A 14,171-nucleotide genomic window follows, 5' to 3' on the forward strand; every position below is an offset into this window, starting at 1 on the left:
AAACATGCGGGATTTGCGCAGAGCGCCCGTCTTACCTAAGTATTGGCAACAACCGGCTCGCCTTCTGCGGCCCGACCACTTCAACCGAATGGCCCCCCATGACCGAATCCGATCTCGTTCCCGTCTTCGACGGCCACAACGACACGCTGCTCAGGCTCTACCAGTCGAAGGATGCGGACGTCGAAAAGCTGTTCGTCGAGGGGACGCCGGGTGGCCATATCGACCTGCCGCGCGCGAAGAAAGGCGGATTTGCCGGCGGCATGTTCGCGATCTTCCCGCCGCCTGCCGAGAAATCCAAACGCGGTGCGGTGCCGCTGGCGCCGAGCGACAGCGAGCCCTTGCCGCCCGAGGTTCCGCGCGCCGATGCGCTCAACTCCACCGTAGCGATGGCCTCGATCCTGTTCAGGCTGGAGCGGGCTTCGGCGCTTACCGTCTGCCGCAGCGCCGGCGATGTGAGAAAGGCGATGGCGCAAGGCTCGATTGCGGCGGTGTTTCATATCGAAGGGGTCGAGGCGATCGACCCTGAGCTCACCCTGCTCGACGTTCTCCACGCAGCCGGCCTCCGCTCGCTCGGCATCGTCTGGAGCCGTCCCAATGCCTTCGGCCACGGCGTGCCGTTCCGCTTCCCCTCGTCGCCCGATACAGGGCCGGGGCTGACCGATGCCGGTAAGGCGCTGGTGAAAGCGTGCAACCAGCTGAAGATCATGATCGATCTTTCGCATCTCAACGAAAAAGGTTTCCGCGACGTCGTCGAGATCAGTGACGCACCGCTGGTCGCGACCCATTCAAACGTGCACGCGATCTGCGGCCATTCGCGCAACCTCACCGAATGGCAGCTCGGCGCGATCCGCGACTCCGGCGGCATGGTCGGGCTGAACTTCGCCACCGGGTTCCTGCGTGAGGACGGCAGGATGAACGCCGACACCAGCCTCGACATCATGGTGCGCCATGTCGATTCACTGCTGCAGGCGCTGGGCGAAGACGGCGTCGGCCTGGGCTCGGATTTCGACGGCGCTATGATCCCGGCCGTGATAGGCGACGTTGCCGGCCTGCCAAGATTGCTCGACGCTTTCGCGGCGCGCGGCTTCGGGCGCGCGCTGATCGAGAAGATCGCCTATCGCAACTGGCTCGGCATCTTGGAGAAGACCATCGGCTAAGCGGGTGATGCCGGCTTGTCCGGAACACAGGTTGGAGGCGGACTATTCGAAACCCATGCGTTTAAGCCAGTCCTGGCCAATGCCGCGGTCGCGGATGATCGGCAGCGGATCGGTCGAATCCAGCCTCGCACAAATGCGGTAGACCTCCAGCGTTTCAGCGCTCATCTCGCCGCGCTTGTAGAAGAACATGGCCGCGGCATAGCGGGTGCGGCCCGACCATTTTTCGCCGAGCGGCGTGTTGACCAGCTGCCACTGTTCGGCGGCTTCGGCGTCGATTTCGGGACTGTCGATGTCGTCGGCCATATTCAGAAATCCGCAGGCGATTGGCAGTGCGGCGGCCGAGCTTGATGACCAGCCGCGGCACCAGTTTGGCACGCTTCAGCAGCTTTTGATATTGCAGCTCGCGCCTGGCGTAGATCTCGACCCAAGATCCGCTACAGGCGGACTCGGCGGTGCTGATCTGGTCCGCGTGCCGGGATCGTTGCCTTTCGCCGACGGCGCCTTCGACGTCGTTTTCTATAAGGGTGCAGTCTCGACGAGAACATTCGAATATGGGCAGCCATGCAGAAGGTGCTTGACAGTGCCAAACACCGTCCCACTGATCTTCGCGGCCGAAGCCGGTCGGCTAGCCGGCGATGCTGGAGACCGTTACCCGATGGAGACAACAGAGGCGCGCGAAGCCCTCCTCGAACCGGCGCGAAAAAGCGATTCCGATAAGCGCGGCCGCAAAGCGTCGAAGCAGACAAGGCAGGTTCAACTGATCGAAGCGACTATCGATTCATTGGCCAAGCGCGGCTATTCGGAAACGACTATGGCCGACGTCGCCGACGGCGCCGGCCTGTCGCGCGGCATCGTCAATTTCCATTTCGAGAGCAAGGAGAAGCTGCTCGTCGCCACTTTGCAATACATGCATGACGAGTATTCGGCGCATTGGCGCAGCGCCTTGCAAAGGGCCGGCGATGATCCCGCCCGCCAGCTGCAGGCATTGGTGGCGGCCGATTTCGACCGCTCGATATGCAACAAGCGTAAGCTGGCTGCCTGGTGTGCCTTCTGGGGCGAGGCCAAATCGCGACCGAAATATCAGGCGCTGAGCAGCGCACGCGATGCCGTCTACCAGAACATCTTCATCGACCTTTGCGCGGCGCTCAAGCAGAACGGCTTCTATGCCTATGAGCCGCAAGTCATGGCGCTGGCGCTCAGCGCCATGCTGGATGGTCTGTGGCTGCATTTGATGATGGGCATCGAGGACGCCACACGCGAGACGGCGCTGCAGGCTGCGAACGAGTTCCTGTCTGCGGCATTCCCCAAGCACTATCCGAACTCCGCAGCCCGCGGTGCCAGGCCGGCGTGAACCATCAAAAAGAGGGTGGACCAGCAATGAAGACAATGATCCGGCCCCTGACATTCGAGAAGATCAAGGCCGGCTAATGAAGTTCAAGATCGAACGAGCCGATGTAGCCATCGTCGGCGCCGGCTTCACCGGCCTGTCGGCCGCGCGTGAATTGAACCACGCCGGCATCGATGTCGTGCTGCTCGAAGCCCGCGACCGTGTCGGCGGCCGCGTCGAAGCCGTGCAGAACGGGCTCGGCGAGCGGATCGACAGCGGCGGCCAGTTCCTGTGCGAAGACATGCCGGAATTGATGGCGCTGGTGCAAGCGCGCGGCAAGACATTGGTCGAGACCCATATCGCAGGCGAATTCGTCACGCAGCCGCGAATGGGCGAGGCGCAAGCCGGGCGCACTTACGGCACCGCGATGCGAATGCGCGAGCGGATGAACGCGATCGCACCGAACGACCCGACCATTGCCGGCTTGACGGTCGCGGCATGGCTCGATCGCCAGGCCGATCCCGACGATGCGAAGGCCGCCTTTCGGTCGATGATCGAGGGCCTGTGGTGCCTGGCAATGGAAAGGCTGCCGCTGTGGTACTTGATCGACAATGATCGCCGCATCACCAACGAGGTGTCGGAGCTGCAGTATTTCGTGGGCGAAACCATGCATTCGCTGGCGGATGATCTTGCGCGGGATCTCGGCGATCGACTGTGGCTGAATACAGCTGTCGAGGCCATTGAGCACGGGCCGGGAGGGGTTCGCGTCGTTTCGCCTGCCGGCGCGATCGAGGCACGAGCGGTACTGGTCGCCGTACCGCCGATGATGGCCTCGAGAGTAGATTTCGTGCCGCCGCTGCCGGCTGTGCTGAAGAGGGCCCTCGGCGTCTGGCAAAGCGGCGCGGTGATCAAGATGCTGGTGCGCTATCCCACGGCTTTCTGGCGCGACAGGGGCTTGAGCGGCATGGTGATGTGGCGCGACCCGCACGGGCTTTTTGCCTGCGATGCCAGCAGGGACGAGGATCATGCAGCACTTGTCGTCTTCATCGGCGGGCCGCTGGCGCAGCGCTGGCGGGATTTGGACGACGCGGCGTTACGCGCAAAGGTGACGTCAAAGCTGGAACAGGCGCTCGGTATCGAGGCGGCCGGCATTATCGATCTCAGTTATCGCGATTGGACTGGGGATCGCTGGAGCGGCGGCGGTTACAGCGATCTGATCGTGGATGTGACGGCAACTGATGCCGAACGCATTATCCGCGCCGGCGCGTCGCCGATTCATTTCGCCTCGTCGGAGCTGTCGCCGTCATTTCCAGGCTATGTCGAGGGCGCCATCGTCGCCGGCCGCATTGCTGCCCGAAAAATTATTCAGTCGGCCATCGACAGCAGAGCCTCGGGGTCATGAGCGAGGCGGATCGAGCTGCCGAGCGGGATTGACGCCCATTGCCACGAGCTCGGCCTGCTGGTCAGGCCGCTGATCAATATATGCGATATCCGTCATATGCGTCATGTCCCGCCGCTGATCATCACGCGCGAGCGGATCGACGACATGGTGTCGATCCTGCGCCAAGGCATTTCGCGCACGATGGACGATCTGCGCCGGGAAGGGGTCTGGCGGGGATAAGCGTTTATGACTGGCGTTCTCGCAGGTCGTTTGGGCCATATCGGGTTTCCAGGAGGCGAACTGCCGTCTTGAACTATGCGTGCTGTGCCCGCGTTCTGGCGGCCTTCTGCGCCGCCGCCTTCCTTCCGCTGGCGCCTTTCGTCTCGGCGGCCTTCTTTGCGGCGGCCGAGCGCTCCTCAGCCGTCCGGCGTGAGGCCGCACGCTTGGCCTGCTGCGAGAGCGCCTCGTGCGACGCCGTGCTCTTCGGCTCATGCTCGAGCACCTTGGAGACGGCTTTCGAGACCCGCGGGCGGCGTTTCGGCGTGCGTTCGCCCTGGCCGGCCTCATAGGCGTATTCGGCGCTCTTGCGCGTGCTCTCCTTCACCTTGCCCTTTTTGGGCGGGGGCAGGTCTACGCCTGCGCGTCTCGCCTCGGAAAGCCCGATGGCGATAGCCTGCTGGGTCGAGCGCGCGCCGTGCTCGCCGCGGCGGATTTTATCGATCTCCTCGTGCACGAACTCGCCGGCCTGGGTGCTCGGCGATTTGCCCTCGCGCTTATCCTTTCGGGCCTTCTCGATGGTTTTCTTCTCCGGCATTGTCTTTCTCCCACATATGGGTTGCGACAGCCATTCAGGTTGCAGCGGCGCACGATCTTATGAGGATCATAACGCGTTGAGGACGCAAATGATCCCGGGACTGGTGATCCAAGCCCCGGCTGTCAAGACGTCGACGCCGATCCGTCCGAAATCAGATGGCGCAAGAACCATTGAGTAGCGAGATCCGCGACTTCGTCCAGGGCGCCGGGCTCCTCGAACAGATGTGTCGCGCCAGGGACGATGGCGAGCTCCTTCTCGCCGCGGAGCGCCACCAGCGCCGAGCGGTTGAGTGCGATCACTTGCGTGTCCGCGCCTCCGACGACGAGCAAGGTCGGCGCCCGGACGCGCGGCAGGGCGAGCGCTGCGAGATCGGGCCGGCCACCACGCGAAACCACCGCCGCGGCCTGGTCGGGCCGCTCGGCCGCCGCCACCAGGGCGGCACCGGCGCCCGTGCTCGCGCCGAAATAGCCAAGACGCAACCCCGACGTGTCCGGCGAGGCGCCGAGCCAATCCGTGACGCCGACCAGCCGATCGGCGAGCAGTCCGATATTGAAGCGCAACTCGGCCGTGACCTGGTCGATCCGCTCCTCTTCGGCCGTCAACAGGTCGACGAGGAAGGTGGCGAGGTTCGCCTCGTTCAGCCTTGCGGCCACGTAGCGGTTGCGCGGGCTGTGGCGGCTGCTTCCGCTGCCATGGGCGAAGAGCACGAGGCCGCGAGCATCCGGGGGCAACGAAAGATTGCCCTCAAGCGTGACAGGCCCCGCGGGAACATGAACGACGTGCTCGCTATGCCGGTCCATATCCACCTCCGCTATGGCGATCTAGTGCCGCGCGCCGGACCCGCGCCCGCGTGCCCAGCCAACTCCTCTTCGGAAGCGGCAGGCTTGTCGGAAGCTGCAGGCTTGGGCACGGACCTGGCGACCAGCGCGCGGACCTCTTCATCGCTCGTCTGCGAGAAATCCACGTACCAGCGCCCGACACCGAGCAACGGCTCTGGTGTCGTCGCGCAAACGACCTCGTCGGCGTCCGCCCGCATCGCGTCGCAAGTGTCGGGGCTACCGACGGGAACGGCCGCGACGATACGGGCGGCGTGGTTTTTTCGCAGCGCCTTGATTCCGGCCCGCATGGTCGATCCGGTCGCAAGCCCGTCATCCACGAGGATAATGGTCCGTCCATTCAACTGCGGTGGGGGTCGCCCGGCCCTATAGAGGTGCTCGCGGCGCAGAAGCTCTTTTTCCTCCTTTGCAGCGACCGCGTCGATGACATATGGCGGGATCGCGAGACCGCTGACGATTTCGTCGTTCAGGACACGTACGCCGGAGGGCGCGATCGCCCCCATGGCCAGTTCCTCGTGGCCGGGGACGCCGAGCTTGCGCACGACGAAGACGTCGAGCGGTGCCTTGAGTGCCTGCGCGACCTCGTAGCCGACCGGCACGCCGCCTCGGGGCAGCGCCAATACGATCACGTCGTCGCGGCCGGCAAAGCGAACGAGCTCCCCGGCGAGTTGCCGCCCGGCCTCGCGGCGATCTGAAAATATGACGGCCATGACCTTCAATCCGCGTGCATCTGTTTTCCCGGTGGATGTGCTTTAACCAACCTGCGGCTACATCCCGTGGGATGGCTGATCGGCGACAGCAAATAAAACTCGTCCGCCCATGAGGATGTTCCGCACGCCGGCCGGGAAAGGCGGTCCGAAAAACCGCGGAATGCGCATCGGGGAACAACCGGCAGGTAGGACTGTTTGGTCACATCCGCCGTAATCGGATTTGAACGGAAGGAGGATTCGATGAACGCCACCGGACTCGACGTATTCGACAAGACACTGCAGACCACGAACATCTGGCTCGACGAGATCATGGACGAGATCGGACCGGATCGGCAGGTCGCCTGGCACGTTCTCGGAGCGGTGCTGCACGCCCTGCGCGACCGTATGCAGCCGGATCTTGCAGCCCACCTCGGCTCGCAGCTGCCGATTCTGGTGCGTGGCGCCTTCTATGACCAATATCAGCCTTCCAAGGCTCCCGAGAAGGTGCGGTCGCTCGACGAGTTTCTGGCCAAGATCAAGGCGGAGCTTGAATTCACCCGTCCGGTCGATTCCAAGGATGCATTCAGGGCCGTGTCCAAGGTGCTTGCCCATCATGTCGGAGAAGGACAGATGCACAAGGTCTGGGAATCCCTGCCAGGAGAGATCAGACGCGTCGCCGAAGCTCAGCAAGCGGCGTGAACGGCGCCGGCGCGGGTTTCTTGGTCGCAATCTTCTTGGGGAAACAGCAATGCCACTCACCCTTATCAGCCCGGCGTTCCCGGCAGGCGGAAAAATTCCCGAAAGGTATACGCGTGACGGCCAGAACGTCTCGCCGCCACTGAAGTGGTCCGGTGTTCCGGATGGTGCCAAGAGCCTTGTTCTTGTCGTGCTGGATCCCGATGCGCCAAGCGGGACTTTCGGGCATTGGGCGGTATTCAACATCCCACCCGATGCCGGTGAACTCGCCGAGGCAGCAGACGGCAAGCCCGGTCCGTCGGCACTCAGGCAAGGCACCAACGATTTCGGCAATGCCTATTACGATGGCCCGCAGCCGCCCGTAGGCCATGGCGTCCATCATTACCATTTCCGGCTGGCCGCGCTTGATGTGCCGAGCCTCAGCGTACCGGGACAGGCGGGCGTGCATCAGGTCTGGAAGCAAGCCCAGAAACACGCATTGGAGGAGACGGAGTTGGTCGGAACCTACGAACGGCCGGCGTGACGCGGGCGGCGTCGGTCGCCGCCTTCACAACGTAATCTGGGCAAGCGGTTTTCGGGCAGGGCCGTGGATGACCGAACCATCGGCCGCGAAGATCGAGCCGTGGCAGGGACAATCCCAGGTGTGGTCCGCAGTGTTCCAGGTTACGGTGCAGCCCTTGTGGGTGCAAGTCGCCGAAACCGCCTGGAGTGCACCTTCGGTGTCTCTCCACGCCGCAATCTTTTCGTCTCCCCTGACGATCACGCCCCCCATACCAGGCGCAATGTCGTGGGTGCTCGAGACGATCGATTGACTGCGGCCGTTCTTGTGGAAGTCCTCAGGATAGGCCCGGGCCGGATCGTAGAGTTTTTGCCATGGGCTCGGGCGGCCGCAGATCAGGTCGGCGATCATCGTGCCCACGGCCGTCCCGTTGGTGATGCCCCAGGCGTTGAAGCCGGTGGCAATGTGGAAGCCGGCTGCCTTGGCGGGATCGGGCTCGCCGGCATATGGAATCCTGTCGGCCGTATCATAATCCTCATTGCACCAGCGCCACGCGACGTCGCCGACCGAAAGGTTCTTTCTTGCCCATTTTTCCAGTTCGACAAACCGTTTGGCCACGTCGCCGTCCCAGCCGGTGTTGAACTTGGGGCCGAGCGCGACCAGCAGCGGCCCTTCGGCATCGTGGCCCGTGCGGATGGAATGCGTCGGATCGTCGATGCCGATGAACATGCCGTCGACAGTGAGGGGATCGTCGATCCGAAAGGCCATGGCGGTGTGGCAGCGCGGTTGCGTCCGGTTCGCCATGCCGATGGGGCTCTTCACCGTCATGTTGGTGGCGACGACGACATGCCCGGCATCAACGGCGCCGCCATCGGTGACGATGCGCCAGCGGCTTGCCTCGTCGATCGACGTGGCGCGGCTGTTTTCGAAGATCCGACCACCATGGGCCGTCACCGCTTCCGCCAGGCCAACCAGATACATCGCCGGATTGAACTGCGCCTGGTCAGAAAACCGTAGCGCGGCGGCCGTTTCGAAAGGCAGCGGCGCGTGGTCGAGGATCTCGGCCTCCAGCCCGACCTGGCGGGCGGCCTCCGCCTCGGCCGCGACCTCCGCGCGCCGGCTTTCATCGCAGGTGTAGGTGTAGGCGTCCTTGCTCTCGAGATCGCAGGCGATGGCGTACTCGCGAACCCAATCGCGGATCTGTCGGGCGCCGGCGGAATTCGCATCGGCGTAGACCTGGGCCAACTCCCGGCCGACAGTGTCGATGAGATGACGATAGATCAGTGCATGCTGCGTGGTGATCTTGGCCGTCGAGCGGCCGGTCACCTGGCCGCCCGTGCGCAGGCCTTCAACGACGACCACCGACCGGCCTGCCTCGCAAAGGCGAAGCGCCGTCGTCAGCCCGACAATTCCAGCACCCACGACAACGGCGTCCGCACGGATCGAACCTTCGAGCTGGGGATAGTTCGTGGATCTGGCTGCCGCTGCCCAACAGCTTCCCGGTTTTCCCAAGAGAATGGCCATTTCAACCGCGCTCCTTGCGTCTCGATGCACTTCCATCGACAACCGCGCCAGCAGGGGAACGTTCCCGAGCTTGGTTGCTTCTTTCAGTCATTGTCCCGCCACCCCGGGTCAGAAAAGCACCGGGAAGGCGCGAGGTGCAGGCCATCACCCAGGTGATCGCCTCGCGGTCGTATTCGTCGCCGGAGCGCCAGTCCTCGAAGAAGGCATTCAGCCTATCGACACGCCCCGGCCAGATGCCGGCGGCTTGCAGGCCGAGCGATACGCCGTAATTGGTGAAGGCGAACTTGGTATCGCGCAGCCATGGCGCGCGGCTGAAATAACCGGGCGGGTCGACCCACATCGTTTCCAGGGTTCGTAGCGAACGCCTCGTCTGGGCCTCGGCCCACGGCTCGTCGGGAAAGAAATGGGCGAGCCACAGCATCATGCCGAGGCCGAGGTCCTGGTCGACGTCGAGTGTGCGCCAATCGCGCTCCATCAGGTCACGCATCTGCGCGATCTCGGGCGCCAGTTCCTCTTCGTCGAGCATGCGATAAGAGACGTAGCCGTCATAGGCATCCATGCTGCCGAGGCCGTAGCCGGGGTAAGGACCGCTCAAATCCTCCTGCATCTTCCAGATCACGCCGCGGCCGGGGACCACAAACGCCGGGTGAATGTCCCGCGCCAGCGCAATGCCGCGTTCGCGGTATTCCGGCTTCAGATCGCCGAGACGCGCCAGGGCAAACAGCCACATCGCCAGATAGTGGAAATACTGGCCGTCGCGATCGGCCGCTTCGCCGATCCTCAATCCGCGCCGGCGGCCGAGCACACGCTCGACATCCACCACCAGCCGCTCGGCCTCGTCCAGCCAGCGCTCTTCGCCAAGTTCCGCATAAAGCGAGACGTAGAGCACGACCCCGAATGCATCGGTCCACAGATATCGCAAGCCGTTGGGCCAGATGCCTTCGGCGCGCATCCAGTCGAGTTTTTGCAGGACATAATCGACGTCACGCAGCATTGCGCCAAGCCCCGAATCCACGGCAGACTTTGCCGATGTTCGGCTCCATGCGATTGCGAGCATGCGGCATATCTGCCTCAGGTTGATCTGGCCAGATATCGCCAAACGATCTGATCGGCGGCGGGGTTCCTTGGTCGCTTCCACCGGCCGCGACCGGGAACCCTCGACCCGATCATGAGTTTCGGGTCCAGGCGCTCACAACGGGATGCGGGAGGTTACCAGTCATTTTCGGAGCCTTTCAATCGAGGAGGCAAAGTTGCGACACCGCCAAATCAGAGTTGACGGAATTACTGTCTTCTTTCGCGAGGAAGGGCCGGCCGACGCTCCCGTGCTTCTGCTGCCGCACGGCTATCCCTGTTCCTCCTATCAGTTTCGAAGGCTGATGCCCGGACTGGCTGATCACTGGCACACGTTCGCCCCGGACTTTCCTGGCTTCGGCTATAGCGCTACGCCCGACATGGCTGCATTCGGCTACGATTTCGAGACCTATGCCGGGTTTTTGGCGGCTTTCGCGGACACGCTCGGCCTGTCCCACTATGCGCTCTGGCTGCACGATTACGGCTCGCAGATCGGATTGCGCCACGCCATCGCCTATCCGGAGCGCGTTGCCGCGCTTATCATCCAGAACGGCGACATCTACGAAGACGTGCTTGGCCCGAAATACGCAGCCATCAAGGCGTATTGGAACGACAAGACGCCCGACAAGCATCGCCCGCTGGAAGAAGCGGTGAGCGAGGAGGGCTTCCGGCACGAGTTCATCGGTGAGGTTGGCGAGGTCGTGGCCGAGCGCGTGCCACCGGATCTGTGGAAACTCCATTGGCCTCTGATGGACACGCCGCCCCGTCGGCGGCTCGCGGTCGGCCTGATGGAGAAGCTGGAGGCGAATCTTAACTGGTTCCCGAAATACCAGGCTTATCTGCGCGAACGGCAACCACCGACACTGATCGTCTGGGGTCCTGAGGATGGCTACATGCCGGCCGCATCGGCCCGCGCCTACAAGCGCGACTTGCCGCAAGCAGAGCTCCATCTCCTCGATGGCGCCGCCCACTGGCTACTGGAAACCCATTTCGATGAGGCGCTTGCGTTGCGACTTCCTCGCACGCGTTCACAGCCGAGCACCGACGCAACCGTCAGGTAACCTCTTGAACACGTGGTGATCCCGACAGGGATCGAACCTGTGACCTACAGATTAGGAATTTGTACCTTCATCAGCATATTATGCTGCCTGATAGCTGACATTCACGGCAACCAGCACCGAGACCCCAAAGCAGCCACTTGTTCGAGGAAATGCCTTGGCAGATCTTGTGGAGGAGATGCCGGCCCTCTGTGAGAGGTGCCGTGCGCCGGGGCCGGCGTCCGGAAGCCCTCCAGGGAACGAACGCGCGGGTGGTGATCGCGAACTCGACCCTATGGAGATTTGACGAGAACTGCCAATACTCCTCAATAAGGCCCTCGCCGACATGGTCAGACACGGTCCAGGAACTCGAGCACGCGCCGCGTGAGCAGTGCGCTGGCAGCAGCGTCGTACGACGGCAGCGAGCTGTCGGCGAAGTAGTGCTGGTCGCCGGGATAGAGGAACAGCTCCGCGTCCTCGACCTTCTCCACGATCTCGCGAGCGGCGTCGATGTCGCCCTCGCCGATGAAGATCGGGTCGTTATCCATACCGTGGATCTGGACCGGGACGCCGTCCGGCCAGGGTCCGAACGCCCACTCGCCGCTAATCGGCAGACAGGAGTGGAAGAGCAGGGCTCCGCAGGCACCGGGTCGTGTCTGTGTGAGCTTCTGCGCCGGCAGTACCCCGAACGAGAATCCGGCGTAAACGAGCTCGGGCGTCAGTTCGCCGGCGACGCGGACGCCGTGCTCCCGCATGTCGTCGAACCCGATCTCACCGATGTAGGCGAGACCCTCGTCAATACTCTGGAATGTGCGTCCGTCGAACAGGTCCGGCGTATGCACGGTGTGCCCGGCTGCCCGCAGGTCGTCAGCGAACGCGCGCACGCCGGGAGTCAACCCTTGTGCGTGGTGGAACAGCAGGACCTCGGCCATGGGAGCCTCCAGGTGGGACGTGGATTGCGGCGATAATTGCGAATCGCTTCGCAGAACTGCAAGCGATTTCGCTGTGCATCGAAGAACTTCCAAATGATGACAAGCCTCGGCCCATCGTCTTTGCCGGCGTGACAACGCGGGGCCGATCTACACCAACAGATAGGCGGCGACGAAAATGCTTTCCGGCGTTACCCGCGTCCGCCTGACGGACGCACCGCGACGGTAATCTTGGTTCGAATTTCCGCCAAGGTCAATTTTGGGGTCACCACGAAACGCCATCCTACGAAAGTGCCACGAGAGCTCGCCGGCTGTTCACAGCTGCTCTACACGCTCGGTCCTCGACAAGCCGGCCAGAGAACTATCCTTCCTGAAGCGACGCGGGATCAAGGGGCGCGTCGCCTGGCCGGACGTGACGCGCAGGAGCGGGCATCTTTGCAACCGCGACGATCACTCCGGCACGCCGGCAATACCCAACGCTTCGACGTAGTGCTCGGCGAACACCTTGTCCCGCCACGGGTTGATCTGCTTCTGCAGGCCGAGCGTGTAGGTCGGGAACGCCTCCATCAGCCGCCGCGCCGCCGCCTGCGCTTCGTCCAGCCGGTTGAGTTTGACCAGCGCCATGATCACCACCCGGTGCGAGGAGCCGTAATTCGGCATCTCGCGCAGCGCTCGTTCTCCCCAAGCCAGCGCTTCCTCGTAGCGTTCGAGCATCAGGTAGCTCATCCCGATGCCGGAGAGCGCGATGCCCTTCTCGGGGTCGACCGGGCTCAGCCGCATTGCCCTGTGGAAGTGCTCGATCGCGACGAGGGGGTGGCCGGAATGGGCGTTCACCCAGCCGCTGCCCGTATGGCCCTGCGCCGAATTGGGGTTGAGGAGCAGGGACCGTTCGATCGTGTCCAGCGCCGTCTCGTAATCCTTGGCGCTGTAGGCGATCACCTGCGCGGCGAAACGCAAGCTTGTCGGGTCGTCTCGCGCGTCCGCCAGCACCTCGCGGGCCATGCGCACGGCGACGCGGATATCGTCGGGCTCGTGCCAGCACTGACTCACCGACAGGCTGCGGATATAGGCACCGAGTGCCTTCGCCAGGGTGAAGTCTGGGTCGATGCTGAGCGCCTCGTTGGTGAGCCGGCGCACGTCGGCGAAGCCTTCGCGCGTCATGCTGTAGAAGCGCGGCAGCGCACGAAGGTAGAGGTCGTAGGCACCGATGTAGTCGGTCGGCTTCATGCGCGCCTGCTTGATCTCCTGCAGCCGGATGCTCGGTTCGACAGCGCCGACGACGCTCTCGGTAACCTTGTCCTGCAGGTCGAAGATGTCGCTCACGTCGCCCTCGAAGCGGTCGGCCCAGACATGGTGTCCGCTGATCGCGTCCACCAACTGCCCACTGATGCGCACCCGCGATCCTGCTCTGCGGATGCTGCCTTCGAGTACGTAGCGGACGCCCAGCTCGCGCCCGACCTGGCGCAGGTCCACCGCCCGGCCCTTGTAGGTGAACGACGAGTTGCGGGCGATCACGAAGAAGGAGTTCACCCGGCTCAATCCCGTGATGATGTCCTCCACCAGCCCGTCGGCGAAGTATTCCTGGTCGGGATCGCCGCTCATGTTGGTAAAAGGCAGAACCGCGATCGAGGGTTTCGCGGGCAGCGGAGGCGATGCAGCCACCGAGGCGCCGGCGTCGGTCTCGACGCGGTAGGCGCGCACAGGCCGCTCGATGTTCTTGAGGCGCAGGTTGCCGAGCGGCGTGAAGCTGCAGTCGAGCTTGCCCTGAAGGTGGTCGTAGGCGGTGCCTGAGACGACCACGGTGCCGGGGTCGGCGATGCCGTCGAGGCGGGCTGCGATATTGACCCCGTCGCCGTAGAGGTCGCCGTCCTCCTCGCAGACCACGTCGCCGAGATTGACGCCGATGCGAAAGCGAATCCGCTCTTCCTCGGGCATCTCCGCCTCGTGTTCTGCCAGGGCCTGCTGGATCGCCATCGCCGAGGCCACCGCGTTGACGACGCTCGCGAATTCACACAGCATGCCGTCGCCGGTGAGCTTGACGATCCGACCCTGGTGCTCAGAGACCAGCGGTTCGAGCAGGTCCTTGCGGTAGACCTTCAGCCGCTCGAGCGTGCCGCGCTCGTCGCGCTCCGTCAGGCGCGAATAGCCGACCACGTCGCAAACCATGATCGCTGCGAGGTGGCGCTGCGTGGTCATTGCACCGCTCGACCA

At 63.7% G+C, this 14,171-nt stretch carries 14 protein-coding genes and 1 pseudogene; 7 read left to right on the forward strand and 8 right to left on the reverse strand.

Annotation, left to right across the window (positions count from 1 at the left end; genetic code table 11):
* Window positions 1-98: 98 nt before the first annotated feature.
* Complete coding sequence (locus NKJ17_RS05230) at window positions 99-1,157, forward strand: dipeptidase (protein ID WP_352476217.1); 1,059 nt, start codon at window positions 99-101, stop codon at window positions 1,155-1,157.
* A gap of 42 nt (window positions 1,158-1,199) precedes the next feature.
* On the opposite strand, the gene NKJ17_RS05235 is transcribed toward NKJ17_RS05230, so the two are convergent.
* A complete protein-coding gene (locus NKJ17_RS05235; protein WP_352505038.1) occupies window positions 1,200-1,460 on the reverse strand; it encodes a hypothetical protein in 261 nt (86 codons plus the stop codon).
* A 352-nt stretch (window positions 1,461-1,812) separates the two neighbouring features.
* Here NKJ17_RS05235 and betI point away from each other — a divergent pair, with 352 nt between their 5' ends.
* The 3 genes and pseudogenes from betI to NKJ17_RS05250 form a co-directional block, all read left to right on the forward strand.
* On the forward strand, window positions 1,813-2,508 hold the full coding sequence (gene betI / locus NKJ17_RS05240; protein WP_352687408.1) for a transcriptional regulator BetI: 696 nt from the start codon (window positions 1,813-1,815) through the stop codon (window positions 2,506-2,508).
* Window positions 2,509-2,584: 76 nt separating this feature from the next.
* Complete coding sequence (locus tag NKJ17_RS05245; RefSeq protein WP_352505039.1) at window positions 2,585-3,886, forward strand: flavin monoamine oxidase family protein; 1,302 nt, start codon at window positions 2,585-2,587, stop codon at window positions 3,884-3,886.
* A gap of 27 nt (window positions 3,887-3,913) precedes the next feature.
* Window positions 3,914-4,105 (forward strand): annotated as a pseudogene (locus NKJ17_RS05250) (aspartate aminotransferase family protein); the annotation flags it as partial.
* Between the two features lie 73 nt (window positions 4,106-4,178).
* Here NKJ17_RS05250 and NKJ17_RS05255 read toward each other — a convergent pair.
* The 3 genes from NKJ17_RS05255 to NKJ17_RS05265 form a co-directional block, all read right to left on the reverse strand.
* Complete coding sequence (locus tag NKJ17_RS05255) at window positions 4,179-4,679, reverse strand: DUF6496 domain-containing protein (RefSeq protein ID WP_352505040.1); 501 nt, start codon at window positions 4,677-4,679, stop codon at window positions 4,179-4,181.
* Window positions 4,680-4,801: 122 nt separating this feature from the next.
* On the reverse strand, window positions 4,802-5,479 hold the full coding sequence (locus tag NKJ17_RS05260) for a dienelactone hydrolase family protein (RefSeq protein WP_352505041.1): 678 nt from the start codon (window positions 5,477-5,479) through the stop codon (window positions 4,802-4,804).
* An 11-nt stretch (window positions 5,480-5,490) separates the two neighbouring features.
* Window positions 5,491-6,225, reverse strand: coding sequence for a phosphoribosyltransferase (locus tag NKJ17_RS05265; protein WP_352505042.1), 735 nt, complete (start codon window positions 6,223-6,225; stop codon window positions 5,491-5,493).
* Window positions 6,226-6,465: 240 nt separating this feature from the next.
* Between NKJ17_RS05265 and NKJ17_RS05270 the strand changes: the two genes are divergently transcribed.
* Together NKJ17_RS05270 and NKJ17_RS05275 are read left to right on the forward strand one after the other, a co-directional pair.
* A complete protein-coding gene (locus NKJ17_RS05270; protein ID WP_352505043.1) occupies window positions 6,466-6,903 on the forward strand; it encodes a DUF2267 domain-containing protein in 438 nt (145 codons plus the stop codon).
* A 49-nt stretch (window positions 6,904-6,952) separates the two neighbouring features.
* Window positions 6,953-7,423, forward strand: coding sequence for a YbhB/YbcL family Raf kinase inhibitor-like protein (locus NKJ17_RS05275; RefSeq protein WP_352505044.1), 471 nt, complete (start codon window positions 6,953-6,955; stop codon window positions 7,421-7,423).
* A gap of 24 nt (window positions 7,424-7,447) precedes the next feature.
* On the opposite strand, the gene NKJ17_RS05280 is transcribed toward NKJ17_RS05275, so the two are convergent.
* Both NKJ17_RS05280 and NKJ17_RS05285 read right to left on the reverse strand, forming a co-directional pair.
* Window positions 7,448-8,923 (reverse strand): FAD-dependent oxidoreductase, encoded by a 1,476-nt coding sequence (locus tag NKJ17_RS05280; protein ID WP_352687337.1) that lies wholly within the window; start codon window positions 8,921-8,923, stop codon window positions 7,448-7,450.
* A 1-nt stretch (window position 8,924) separates the two neighbouring features.
* A complete protein-coding gene (locus NKJ17_RS05285; RefSeq protein WP_352505046.1) occupies window positions 8,925-9,917 on the reverse strand; it encodes a hypothetical protein in 993 nt (330 codons plus the stop codon).
* Window positions 9,918-10,122: 205 nt separating this feature from the next.
* Between NKJ17_RS05285 and NKJ17_RS05290 the strand changes: the two genes are divergently transcribed.
* The gene (locus tag NKJ17_RS05290; protein ID WP_352687339.1) at window positions 10,123-11,055 is read left to right on the forward strand and encodes an alpha/beta fold hydrolase; all 933 of its coding nucleotides are present in this window, start codon (window positions 10,123-10,125) and stop codon (window positions 11,053-11,055) included.
* 326 nt (window positions 11,056-11,381) lie between these two features.
* Here NKJ17_RS05290 and NKJ17_RS05295 read toward each other — a convergent pair whose 3' ends face one another.
* A complete protein-coding gene (locus NKJ17_RS05295; protein WP_352687341.1) occupies window positions 11,382-11,963 on the reverse strand; it encodes a dienelactone hydrolase family protein in 582 nt (193 codons plus the stop codon).
* A gap of 447 nt (window positions 11,964-12,410) precedes the next feature.
* The gene (locus NKJ17_RS05300) at window positions 12,411-14,156 is read right to left on the reverse strand and encodes an adenylate/guanylate cyclase domain-containing protein (protein ID WP_352687343.1); all 1,746 of its coding nucleotides are present in this window, start codon (window positions 14,154-14,156) and stop codon (window positions 12,411-12,413) included.
* Window positions 14,157-14,171 lie beyond the last annotated feature (15 nt).

It is taken from the genome of Mesorhizobium sp. M0208 (assembly GCF_040322015.1).
Lineage (GTDB): Bacteria > Pseudomonadota > Alphaproteobacteria > Rhizobiales > Rhizobiaceae > Mesorhizobium.

What these genes read in the sequence shown, in the direction of transcription:
- NKJ17_RS05230 (WP_352476217.1), top strand. Translation starts at nt 99, where the DNA reads ATGACCGAATCCGATCTCGTTCCCGTCTTCGACGGCCACAACGACACG.
- NKJ17_RS05235 (WP_352505038.1), bottom strand. Translation starts at nt 1,460, where the DNA reads ATGGCCGACGACATCGACAGTCCCGAAATCGACGCCGAAGCCGCCGAA.
- betI (WP_352687408.1), top strand. Translation starts at nt 1,813, where the DNA reads ATGGAGACAACAGAGGCGCGCGAAGCCCTCCTCGAACCGGCGCGAAAA.
- NKJ17_RS05245 (WP_352505039.1), top strand. Translation starts at nt 2,585, where the DNA reads ATGAAGTTCAAGATCGAACGAGCCGATGTAGCCATCGTCGGCGCCGGC.
- NKJ17_RS05255 (WP_352505040.1), bottom strand. Translation starts at nt 4,679, where the DNA reads ATGCCGGAGAAGAAAACCATCGAGAAGGCCCGAAAGGATAAGCGCGAG.
- NKJ17_RS05260 (WP_352505041.1), bottom strand. Translation starts at nt 5,479, where the DNA reads ATGGACCGGCATAGCGAGCACGTCGTTCATGTTCCCGCGGGGCCTGTC.
- NKJ17_RS05265 (WP_352505042.1), bottom strand. Translation starts at nt 6,225, where the DNA reads ATGGCCGTCATATTTTCAGATCGCCGCGAGGCCGGGCGGCAACTCGCC.
- NKJ17_RS05270 (WP_352505043.1), top strand. Translation starts at nt 6,466, where the DNA reads ATGAACGCCACCGGACTCGACGTATTCGACAAGACACTGCAGACCACG.
- NKJ17_RS05275 (WP_352505044.1), top strand. Translation starts at nt 6,953, where the DNA reads ATGCCACTCACCCTTATCAGCCCGGCGTTCCCGGCAGGCGGAAAAATT.
- NKJ17_RS05280 (WP_352687337.1), bottom strand. Translation starts at nt 8,923, where the DNA reads ATGGCCATTCTCTTGGGAAAACCGGGAAGCTGTTGGGCAGCGGCAGCC.
- NKJ17_RS05285 (WP_352505046.1), bottom strand. Translation starts at nt 9,917, where the DNA reads ATGCTGCGTGACGTCGATTATGTCCTGCAAAAACTCGACTGGATGCGC.
- NKJ17_RS05290 (WP_352687339.1), top strand. Translation starts at nt 10,123, where the DNA reads ATGCGGGAGGTTACCAGTCATTTTCGGAGCCTTTCAATCGAGGAGGCA.
- NKJ17_RS05295 (WP_352687341.1), bottom strand. Translation starts at nt 11,963, where the DNA reads ATGGCCGAGGTCCTGCTGTTCCACCACGCACAAGGGTTGACTCCCGGC.
- NKJ17_RS05300 (WP_352687343.1), bottom strand. Translation starts at nt 14,156, where the DNA reads ATGACCACGCAGCGCCACCTCGCAGCGATCATGGTTTGCGACGTGGTC.